Source organism: Mesorhizobium sp. M2A.F.Ca.ET.037.01.1.1, assembly GCF_003998075.1.
Lineage (GTDB): Bacteria > Pseudomonadota > Alphaproteobacteria > Rhizobiales > Rhizobiaceae > Mesorhizobium.
Genome location: NZ_RZSA01000938.1, coordinates 1 through 2,526, shown reverse-complemented (window position 1 = coordinate 2,526; position 2,526 = coordinate 1). Strand labels below are relative to the sequence as shown.

Here is a 2,526-nt window from a genome sequence, read left to right as displayed (position 1 = left end):
GCATGCCGTCATAGATCGCGTCGCCTGCAAAGAAGAGGCCGTCGATCTCGTCGAAGAGCGCGATGGAATCGGGCGAGTGTCCGGGCAGATGCAGCACACGGAACTTCCGGTCGCCGAGATCGACGACATCGCCCTCGTCGAGCGCGCGGGTCAGCGGCGCGGAAGGAATGCGATAGTCGGCCGCCTTCCAGTCCGGTGCCGGCAGTTTCGAGACGGCGCCGTCGAGATTGTAGAACATGTAGGCGTAGGTGACGGTATCATCCATGCCGTCGAACTTAGCCGCGCTGACCTTCGGTCCCATCCTGAGAGGAAATTCGTGCAGCGAGCCGACATGGTCGAGATGGATGTGCGTGGCAACGACGATGAGCGGCTTGCCGGGCGGCGTGTCGACCTCAGGCGCCAGCGGACGGATGCCCATGCCGGTGTCGACCAGAAGGTCCGCATCGCGGCCTTTCAAATGCCAGATATTGGCGCGCACGAAATCATGCACGAAGGGCTCGGTCAACACCGTCGTGCCGGCATCGACTGTCGCCTTGCCGAACCAGTCGCCGACCTCAAGCTCGGGCATCGGACCGCCCATCAGACGAACGGCTTCCCTACCTTGTACTTTTCCGGCACGAGACGCTTCAGATAGGCCATGCCCGCGTCTGAAAGCTGGTTGGCGTCCGGCTGCATGAAATCGTCGGGCATATGGCGGGTCTTGCCGGCCACCGCCTTCAGCGGCACCTTTTTCAGCACGGTCTTCGACCCATCATACTGGATCGCAACCGAGCCGCCACCTTCCCCGGCGACGGCGATCGCGAAGGCGCCGGCGTCGAAAGCCTCCTGGGCGTCGACGGCGCTGATGGCGCCGACATAGCCGCGCGGCATGTAGCCTAAAGCATCGACGCGTGCGCGCTTGCCGGGCAGGCCTTCGGCCAGGGCTCGTTCGAGCGCCGCCGGCAGGTCGCTGCCCGACAGCTTGACGTTGCCGTGCTGATCGCGCTCAAGCTTCTCCGGCGGCACCAGGCTTTCGACCAGCGCCTTGCCGTCGGCGGTGCTGACGCCTTCCGAGACGGCGACGATGCAGCGCTTGTGGCGGTCCAGCTTCTCGCGCACTTCATCGATGAAGCGCTTCGCCGAGAAGGCGCGCTCCGGCACGTAGACCAGATGCGGGCCGCTGTCGGGATCGAGCTGCCAGGCGGCCGCTGCGGCGGTGAGGAAGCCCGCATGCCGGCCCATGACGATGCCTACATAGATGCCGGGCAAGGCGCGGAAATCGAGGTCGACGGAGAGAAAGGCGCCTGCGACGAACTCGGCCGCCGAGATGAAGCCCGGCGTGTGGTCGTTCTCCTCAAGGTCGTTGTCGATGGTCTTCGGCGCATGCACGAAGGCGATCGAGCCGCCGGCGGCATCGGTCAGGATCTGCTGCGTGCCCGAGGTGTCGTTGCCGCCGATATAGATGAAGGCGTCGGCGCCGACCTTCTTCAGGCCGTTGAGGATGACCTCGCAATAGGCGGCGTCCGGCTTGTCGCGGGTCGAGCCAAGGGCGGCGCTTGGCGTGCCGGCGATCAGCCGCAGCCGATCCTCGGGGATGGCGGAGAGATCGACATAGTTGCCGTCGCGGATGCCGCGCACACCATGGATCGAGCCCAGCACCCTGGCGCCGGGATGACGCTTGCGGATTTCCAGCGTGGCGCCGACGACCGTCTGGTTGATGACGGCGGTCGGGCCGCCGCCCTGCGCGATGACGAAGGTTCCAGCCATGCTCGTTCTCTCCCGAAGTTTTCAGGGCACCTTCGCCTGTCTTGCGGCATCGCGCAACGGAAGAGTGGGCCGACGGACCCGATCAGACCACGACGACCGGGTTCTTCTTGGAAACGCGGCTGTAGAGGTCGATGATGTCCTGGTTGATCAGGCGCACGCAGCCCGACGACATCGCCTGGCCGATGCTCCACCATTCGGGCGAGCCGTGGATGCGGTAGCCGGTGTCCTTGCCGTTCTGGTAGATGTAGAGCGCCCGAGCGCCGAGCGGATTGGTGAGGCCGCCGGGCTGGCCGCCCTGCCATTTCACCAGTTCCGGCTTGCGCTGGATCATTTCCGGCGGCGGCGTCCAGACCGGCCATTCGCGGCCATACTGGATATTGGCGCGGCCCGACCAGCGGAAACCGTCCTTGCCGATGCCGACGCCGTAGCGGATGGCGTCGCCCCCCGGCTGGACGAGATAGAGCATGCGCTCCTCGAGATGCACGACGATGGTGCCGGGCGCCTCGCCGGTCTTGTCGACGACGATCTGGCGGCGGAACTGCGGCTTGACCTTCTGCCACGGCACCGCAGGCACCTCGAAGCCGCCGTCGGTAAGCGAGGCGTACATGACGTCCGGGGCGGTGACGTTCTTGTCGACGCTGATCGCCGGACGCATCGGCGGCACGGAACCGGTGACGGTGTTGTCGAGCTGCATTTGCGGCAGGTCGAGCGTGTCGGTGGTGGTGCAGCCGGCAAGGCCCAGCAGCGCCATGGCGCCGGCGCCATGGCGCTGCTGGGCCT

At 66.1% G+C, this 2,526-nt stretch carries 3 protein-coding genes; all 3 read right to left on the bottom strand.

The window, feature by feature from the left end; genetic code table 11:
• Nucleotides 1-568, bottom strand: a 568-nt coding sequence (locus EOA27_RS31620; protein WP_127258125.1) for an MBL fold metallo-hydrolase, incomplete at its 3' end; no start/stop codon positions are given.
• 11 nt (nucleotides 569-579) lie between these two features.
• Complete coding sequence (locus tag EOA27_RS31615) at nucleotides 580-1,746, bottom strand: diphosphate--fructose-6-phosphate 1-phosphotransferase (protein WP_126079931.1); 1,167 nt, start codon at nucleotides 1,744-1,746, stop codon at nucleotides 580-582.
• An 82-nt stretch (nucleotides 1,747-1,828) separates the two neighbouring features.
• On the bottom strand, nucleotides 1,829-2,526 hold a 698-nt coding region (locus tag EOA27_RS31610), incomplete at its 5' end, for a L,D-transpeptidase (RefSeq protein ID WP_145970662.1).